This window comes from Nocardia farcinica, from assembly GCF_029867845.1.
Lineage (GTDB): Bacteria > Actinomycetota > Actinomycetes > Mycobacteriales > Mycobacteriaceae > Nocardia > Nocardia farcinica_A.
In genome coordinates this window covers 1-7,691 of the sequence record NZ_JARWRU010000177.1, presented here as the reverse complement: position 1 = coordinate 7,691, position 7,691 = coordinate 1, and the positions used below count along the sequence as shown (strand labels likewise).

The following is a 7,691-nucleotide window of genomic DNA, read 5'->3' as shown; positions in this document are numbered from 1 at the left end:
CCGCCGGTCTTCGCGTCCCACCCTTTTCTTTCTCCCCCCCCGCCCCCCCCCCCCCCCCCCCCGCGGCGGCCCCCCCCCCCCCCTCGGCGGTGGACAGGACCATCTCCGGGATGGTCTCCCAGCTCACAGTCCGAGCAACCTCGCGAGATTGCCGCCCATGATGAGCGCCTGGTCCTGCTGGGACATGTTCTTGATCTCGTTGATGTAGCGGGCGGGCTCGGCCAGGCCCTCCGGGTGCGGGTAGTCCGAACCGAACAGCACCCGCTCCACGCCGATCAGGTCGGCCAGCGCCTCGAGGTCCTCCTCCCAGAACGGGCTGACGTGGATCATCCGCTTGACCGCCTCGACCGGATCGCCGCCGAAGCCCTCCGGCGCCTTCTTGTAGACGTCGGCGAGGTTCTCCAGCAGCGGCGGCAGCCAGGAGGCGCCGTTCTCGATGACGGCGATCTTCAGATCCGGGTGCCGGAACAGCGCGCCGTGGCACACCCAGGAGGCGACCGCGTCCTCGATGGCCCGCCACTCGCTGACCATGCGGAAGGTGTTGGTCTTGAACGGCAGCATCTCCGCACGGGCGCCCTCCCAGTCGGAGGTGTAGCGGGCGTAGCCGCTGTCGGAGGAGTGCATGGTGACCAGCAGGCCCAGTTCGGTGACTCGCTCCCAGAACGGATCGAACTCCGGCAGCGCGAACGAGCGCGAGCCGCCCCAGCCGGGGACGGGGGCCGGGCGCACCAGGATGGCGCGGGCGCCGCGCTCGGCCACCCACTCCAGTTCGGCCAGCGCCTTGTCCAGGATGGGCAGGCTGATCACCGGCACCGTGTAGATGCGGTTCTCGTAGTTGAAACCCCAAGTCTCGTATAGCCATTCGTTGAGGGCGTGCACGACGATGTGGATCAGTTCCGGGTCGTCGCGCATGCGCTCCTCGACCAGGCTGGCCAGGGTGGGGAACATCAGGGTGCGGTGGATCTTCAGCTCGTTCATGAGCTCGAGGCGCGGGCCCGGCTCGCGGAAGGCCGGGATCGAGCGCATCGGCTCGCCGAAGATCTCGCGCCTGCTCTTGCCCTCCGGGTTGCCGTTCTTGAAGTAGTCCTCCATGGCGCCCGGCCGCGCGACCACATCGAAGGTCGGGTTCGGGATGTACTCGCTGATCTGGCCGCGGATGGCGATCTTGGTGCGCCCGTTGACCTCCACGTACTGGATGACGCCCTGGTACTGCTTCGGCAGGAACTTCGTCAGCGCGTCCTGGGTCTCGTACAGGTGGTTGTCGGCGTCGAAGAGCTGGTACGGCAAGCCGAAGTCGCTCATGGAATCCTCCTAGTTCGTTTGAGAGAATCGTATTCTCATTCTGGGCGAGCCGCAATATCCTCGGGGTCGAGGGCCGGGCCCGAGGTGACCAGAGACCTTCGGACGGCGAACTTCTTGACCTTGCCGCTGGCGGTGCGCGGGAAGTCCTCGACCACGTGCAGCTGCTCGGGCCACTTCTGCTTGGCCACTCCCGCGGTGGCGAAATGCGCTCGCAGGGCGGACATGTCGGGAGCCGACGCCCCCGGCTGGAGTCGCAGCACGGCCGCTGTGCGCTCGCCGAGCCGTTCGTCGGGCACCGCGACCGCCACCGCCTCGGTCACCCCGGGCAGGTCGAGCAAGATCTCCTCGACCTCGAGCGCGCTGATGTTCTCCCCGCCGCGGATGATCAGATCGGCCTTGCGGTCGGTGATGGTCAGAAAGCCGTCGGCGTCGAGCGTGCCGATGTCGCCGGTGTGGTACCAGCCGTCGGTGTCGAAGGCGCGGGCGGTGAGCGCCGGGTCGGTGTAGCCCGCGCACAGATCCGGTCCGCGACTGAGGATTTCGCCGTCGTCGGCCAGTCTGATCTCGACGCCGGGCAGCGGGGCTCCGTCGGTGAACAGGCGTTTGTCCGCGGGGGCGCTGGGATGCGAGCCGGTGATCGACGGGTGCTCGGTGCTGCCGTAGGAGCGGTAGACGGTGATGCCGAGGCCGGCCAGGCGGGTGGTGACCGCCGCGGGCACCGACGCGCCGCCCAGCCCGGCGTAGCGCAGATAGGGCAGGTGTGCCGGAGTGTAGCCGGGATGGTCGAGCAGGCTGGTCATGTAGTAGGCGACGCCGCCGCCGACGGTCAGCTCGCGTTCGGTCATCAGCGTCAGCACCCGGCCCGGGTCCCAGACGTCGGTCAGGTTGACCGGCAGCCGATCCAGCACCGGGATGAGGAAGGCGTTGACCATGCCGATGAAGTGGCCGACCGGCGCGGCGGTGAGCTGGTGACCGCGATCGCGCGGATACATGCCCGCGAGCTGTCGGGTCTCGTGGCCCAGCGTCAGGTGGCTGTGCACCACGCCCTTCGGGTCGCTGGTGGTGCCGGAGGTGAAGGCGATGAGCGCCGCGCTCGCGGGATCGGCGGTCAGCGTGCCCGGCATCGGCTCGGGGCCGAGCAGTGTCTCGAAGTCCTCGCCGACCATCGCCGCCACCGGCACGTCGGCGAGCAGCTGCTCGTCGACGCCGTTGTCGCCGAGCAGCGTTGTGCCGACGAACACGTGCGGCCGCACCGCGCGCAGGATGTAGCCGACCTCCTTGCGTCCGTAGAAGTGCACGATCGGCACCACGGTCGCGCCGAGGAAGGCCGACGCCCAGAACACCATTGCCGCCTCCGTCCAGTTCGGCAGCTGGAAGGCCACCACGTCGCCGGGGCCGACGCCGCGCCCGCGCAGTCCCTCGGCCAGCCGGCGGGCGAGGTGTTCGACCTCGCGGCAGGTGCCGTGCCATGGCCGGATCGCGGAGTGCACGTGGAACTCGGCGCCGGGGGCGGCGGCCAGTTCTCTGGTCAGCAGTTCGCCGATGGTCTCGGGGATCCACCAGCCCTGCTCGTGGTACTGGCGGGCCAGCTCGTCCGGGATCGTGCGCATGGGATTCTCCCCTCTCACGCCTGTCCGAGGCACGAGCAAGTATATGATTCTCAGTGAGAGAGAATCATATTTTCGCGAGGGAGAACAAGATGGTGGAGCTCGAGGTGGACGATGGGCTCGCCGTCGTCACGATCAACCGGCCGCGGGCCCGCAACGCCATCGCCCCGGAGACGATGGGGCAACTCGAGCGGGTCCTCGACGAGGTCGAGAACGCCGGGGTGGTACGGGCGCTGGCGCTCACCGGTGCGGGGGATCGCAGTTTCGTCTCCGGCGGGGATCTGAAGAAGCTGGCCGAGCTGCGCACCGAGGAGCAGGCTGCCGAGATGGCCTGGCGGATGCGCCGGATCTGCGACCGGCTGGCCGGTTTTCGCGGCCCGGTGATCGCGGCGCTGAACGGGCACGCGCTCGGCGGCGGCGCGGAGGTGGCGGTGGCCGCCGACATCAGGATCGCGGCCGCGGACGTCAGGATCGGTTTCAATCAGGTCTCGTTGGCGATCATGCCCGCCTGGGGTGGGGCCGAACGGCTGGGGGCGCTGGTTGGCCGGGGGCGGGCGCTGATGCTCGCCGGTTCCGGCGCCGTGCTCGACGCCGCCGAGGCGCAGCGGATCGGGCTGATCGACCGCGTGCTGTCGCGCGGCGAATTCGACCGTGGCTGGCGGGATCTGGCGAGAGCGCTGGCCAACGGCCCCGCGGCGGAGATCAAACGCGTGCTGGCAGGTGTGCCCGCGGACGAGGCGGTGGCCGCCTTCGCCCGGCTCTGGGTGGCCGACGAACACTGGGTTGCGGCCGATCGCGTACTCTCGCGAGGCGCGACAGTCAAGTGAGGTACATCACATATGACGAAATTTGAGATGCCCGTCACTGATTCGAGAATGACCTTACTGTGTGTTCGGCGGTACCGTCCGGAACAGGCTCCGATCCCAGCCCCGAACTCGAGTTCCAGCCCGGACTCACCATGGGTCGCGGGCCGGGTGGGTAGTTCGAATCCGGTTCTTCCGTCGCGCGTTTCCCCGTCCACGTGCCGAGATCTCCGATCCATGCGGATCGGAGACGTGGGCGGCGTCCTGCCGGGGCGCGGTGATGGTGCGGCCGCCACATCTTGCTGTTCGACGAACGGGGATGGAACCCATGGCTGTACGAACCGTCGACCCCCTCACACCCCGCATCGCGGGCCCGAATTCCGTGGCCCGCTGGCGTGCGCACGCACGCAGGCACCCGCTGCGCTACCGCGTGGCGATGGTCGCGCCCCGTCCGATCGACGTCGTCCGGTCCGCGGGCGGCTGGCTGTTCGACCGTGCCACCGCGGGCTGGGAGGTGACCGTGCTGGTGCGCGAGCACACCCACATCCGGTCGCTGGAGATCCTGGGCGCCACGGTGCTGGACTTCGAACACGCGCTGGCCGGGCAGGTGCACGACATCTGGCCGCAGACGCTGGCGATCGACCCGGCGATGTACACCTCCGACTCCCGGGTGCGCCGGGGTGTGCTCGGCTGCCTGGACACCGGCGAGATCGAGATCGGTGTGTGGGGCGAACTGCCCTCGGAGCTGGAAAGCCGGGTTTCCCCCACCGCCTACCGGATCAGCGTGGCGGGCAGAGCGTTCAAGAAATGCGCGCTGCGGGCAGCGGGGTGTCCGGGCGAGACGGTCACCACCGAGGAGTGGTTGCAGTTCTCCGAGACGCCCGCACCCGGCACGCAATGGGGGACACGCCTGGTCGCGGTGCGGTAGGCAGCACCGGGGGACGCCGTTCGGTTGCCGGCGTCGCGGTCGGCGCCCCCCTCGGCCGCCCACCCCCGCACAGGGGGGTGTGAGGGGCGCCGCGGCGTCGCCGGGCGACGACCACCCGGCCGGAACGTGGCCGGGTTGGCGGGGGCATCGATACGCAATTTCGCATTCGCAGTGATCCGACAATTTTGGCGGATATTCGTTCGCGATACCGTCCGGTATTCGTCGTGCGCATGCGGAATCGCGTACCGGTGGGTATTCGCCGTGCCGGTCCGTCATTTCGGTGGCCGCCATTCCTCGGCGCCGCGGGCGGACCGGTGCCGGCGAATATCTCTCGTCGATCGCGGCCGGCTGTCGTCGGCTCCTCCTTTTCGGCGGAGGAGGTGATGCGCCCCGCCGCGCCGTCGGCGTGAGGAGTGCGAATATATCCGTGGTTCAACACCTTCGGTTGGGAGCGTCGAGCCTCGTCTCGGTATCGCGGCGAGTGTCCGATTCGGCGATCCCGGAAAAAGTCGCGCCGATTTCCGGGTAATTCCTGGTGTTGTTGACTAAAACGTTCAGAAAACCCACACTTGGCGTGAGTGGCGATTCGGCCGATATCGGCCGGTTGTCCACGGCAATCGCCGAAGCCATTTTCTCCGGTTCGTTTCCGTCGTGTGCGAATCGCCCTGTCCCTCGGGACGCGGCGACCGCGCCCGGTCCGACCGGAGGCCGGACACGAGAGCTGACTTCCGATGACGCAGCAGGTCGCGACGCGAGAGATCGCGCAGTGGTGGCGCGGATACCTGCGCCGCCACCCGGTCGCCGCGCTGTCGACCGTCGGCGGGCAGTTCGTGCTCGGTGTGCGGGCCGTGCAGTACCTGGTGCTCGACGTGGTGACCGGGCGGTTCGCCTTCGCCGAATTCGTCCGGCAGTCGGCGTTCATGTCCTCCGCGGCGGTGCTGCCCACCATCTTCGTATCGCTGCCCATCGGGGTGACGCTGTCCATCCAGTTCGGCCTGCTGGCCGGGCAGGTGGGCGCGTCCTCGCTGGCAGGCGCGGCCAGCGGGCTGGCGGTGATCCGGCAGGGCGCGCCGATGGTGGCCGCGCTGCTCATGGCCGCCGCGGTCGGCTCGGCCGTGTGCGCCGACCTCGGCTCCCGCAAGATCCGTGACGAGATCGACGCGCTCGAGGTCATGGGCCTCTCGGTGGTGCGCAGACTGGTGGCGCCGCGGCTGGCCGCCGCGGTGCTGGTCGGCGTCTCGCTGACCGGGGTGGTGTGCTTCGTCGGCTTCCTGGCCGGCTACCTGTTCAACGTCTTCGCCCAGAACGGCGCGCCCGGCAGTTTCGTGACCACCTTCGCCTCCTTCGCCACCGTCGAGGACCTGGCGCTGACCCTGGTGAAGGCCGTGGTCTACGGCGCGATCGTGGCGGTGGTTGCCTGCGAGAAGGGACTGTCCACCCGAGGCGGTCCCGCCGGCGTGGCCGATGCGGTGAATTCCACTGTGGTGTCGTCGATCCTGCTGCTGATGGTGGTCAACGTGGTCTTCACACAGCTGTCGATGATCCTGTTCCCCCGGCAGGGGCTGTGATGGCCGCGCCGTACCACCCGCCGGGCACCAGGACGCTGCGCGCCGGCGCGAGCCGAGCAGGCGTGGCGCTGATGCGGGTCGGCCATCTCGGCACGTTCGCCTGGCGGGCGCTGGTGTCGATCCCGGTGGCGCTGCGGCACTATCGCGCCGAGTTCCTGCGCATCCTCGCCGATGTCAGCTGGGGCAACGGCTCGCTGGTCGTCGGCGGCGGCACGGCGGGGGTCATCATCGTGCTCGGCGCGGCGGGCGGGGCGATCGTCGGGCTGGAGGGCTACAACGCGCTGCACCTGCTCGGCATGGAACCCACCGTCGGACTGATCGCCTCCACGGCCTCCACCCGAGAGCTGGCGCCGATCATGGCGGGCCTGGCCTTCGCCGCGCAGGCGGGCTGCCGGTTCACCGCCCAGCTGGGCGCCATGCGCATCTCCGAGGAGATCGAAGCGCTGGAATCCATGGCGATCCGGTCGATCCCGTACCTGGTGAGCACCCGGCTGCTGGCGTCCATGCTGGCCATCGTCCCGCTCTACCTGATGTGCCTGGCGGTGAACTACCTGGCCGTGCAACTGGTGGTCGGGATGACCGGCAGCCTGTCGGCGGGCACCTACCAGCACTACTTCCAGCTGGTGCTCAACGGTCCCGACATCGTGTACTCGCTGATCAAGGCACTGCTGTTCGTCACCATCACCACGACCGTGCAGTGCTACCACGGCTTCTACGCCGCGGGCGGGCCCCAGGGCGTCGGCGTCGCCGCCGGACGCGCCATGCGCGCGGCCATCTCGCTCATGATCGTCGTCAACCTGCTGCTGACCGTCGCCCTGTGGGGCATCGGCGCCGGCGCGCGGCTCGGGGGGTGAGCATGGCGATCCTGTTCGACGCCGACGGCCGCGGTCCCACGGGGTTCTCCCTCGCCGGCCGAGGGCTGGCGTTGCTGCTGGTGATCGGCGCGGTGGTCGCGCTGCTGCTGATGAAGTCGACCGGCCGCTTCGACGACAGGGTCGAGGTGGTCGCGGTGCTCGACCAGCTCGGCGACGGGCTGCCGCCGCGTTCGGACGTCAAGTTCCGCGGCCTGCTCGTCGGCACGGTCGGCACGGTCACACCCGCGCTCGACGGCGGGCCCGCGCGGGTCGAGCTGGCACTGGAACCCGCCGCGGCCCGGCGCATCCCGGCCACCGTCACCGCCCGCGTGGTGCCGAGCAACGTCTTCGCCGTCTCCTCGGTCCAACTGGTCGACAACGGGCCGGGGCCCGCGCTGACCGAGCACGCCGAGATCCCGCAGGACCGCAGCCTGTCCACGGTCCAGTTGCAGACCGCGCTCACCGAACTGCGGGAGATCCTCGCCGCGGCCACCCGCGTCGGCGGCGATGCCACCGTGGGAGCGCTGGCGGCGGTGGCGCGGGCGACCGCCCGCCGCGGCGCCCGCATCGGGGGGGGGGGCGCGGCGGGGGGGCGCCAGACCCGTGAACGAGCCGCGCGGCGCGCCCCC

At 69.8% G+C, this 7,691-nt stretch carries 7 protein-coding genes; 5 read left to right on the top strand and 2 right to left on the bottom strand.

Annotated features, from left to right (window positions below; genetic code table 11):
* Positions 1-123: 123 nt before the first annotated feature.
* Both QH283_RS03675 and QH283_RS03670 read right to left on the bottom strand, forming a co-directional pair.
* Entirely contained in the window at positions 124-1,302 is a 1,179-nt protein-coding gene (locus tag QH283_RS03675) for an amidohydrolase family protein (protein ID WP_280501608.1), read from the bottom strand.
* A gap of 35 nt (positions 1,303-1,337) precedes the next feature.
* Positions 1,338-2,912 (bottom strand): AMP-binding protein, encoded by a 1,575-nt coding sequence (locus QH283_RS03670; RefSeq protein ID WP_280501607.1) that lies wholly within the window; start codon positions 2,910-2,912, stop codon positions 1,338-1,340.
* Between the two features lie 89 nt (positions 2,913-3,001).
* Here QH283_RS03670 and QH283_RS03665 point away from each other — a divergent pair, with 89 nt between their 5' ends.
* From QH283_RS03665 to QH283_RS03645, 5 genes are all read left to right on the top strand, one after another.
* Positions 3,002-3,736 carry an enoyl-CoA hydratase/isomerase family protein gene (locus tag QH283_RS03665; protein ID WP_280501606.1) on the top strand — a complete coding sequence of 245 codons (735 nt, stop codon included), beginning with the start codon at positions 3,002-3,004 and terminating at the stop codon, positions 3,734-3,736.
* A 304-nt stretch (positions 3,737-4,040) separates the two neighbouring features.
* Positions 4,041-4,640 (top strand): hypothetical protein, encoded by a 600-nt coding sequence (locus tag QH283_RS03660; RefSeq protein ID WP_280501605.1) that lies wholly within the window; start codon positions 4,041-4,043, stop codon positions 4,638-4,640.
* Positions 4,641-5,371: 731 nt separating this feature from the next.
* Positions 5,372-6,208 (top strand): MlaE family ABC transporter permease, encoded by an 837-nt coding sequence (locus QH283_RS03655; protein WP_280501604.1) that lies wholly within the window; start codon positions 5,372-5,374, stop codon positions 6,206-6,208.
* Positions 6,208-7,062 (top strand): ABC transporter permease, encoded by an 855-nt coding sequence (locus QH283_RS03650; RefSeq protein WP_280501603.1) that lies wholly within the window; start codon positions 6,208-6,210, stop codon positions 7,060-7,062. The genes QH283_RS03655 and QH283_RS03650 overlap by 1 nt, the downstream gene beginning before the upstream one ends.
* Positions 7,063-7,064: 2 nt before the next feature.
* Positions 7,065-7,691: MlaD family protein (locus QH283_RS03645; RefSeq protein ID WP_280501609.1), on the top strand; the 627-nt coding region annotated here is incomplete at its 3' end.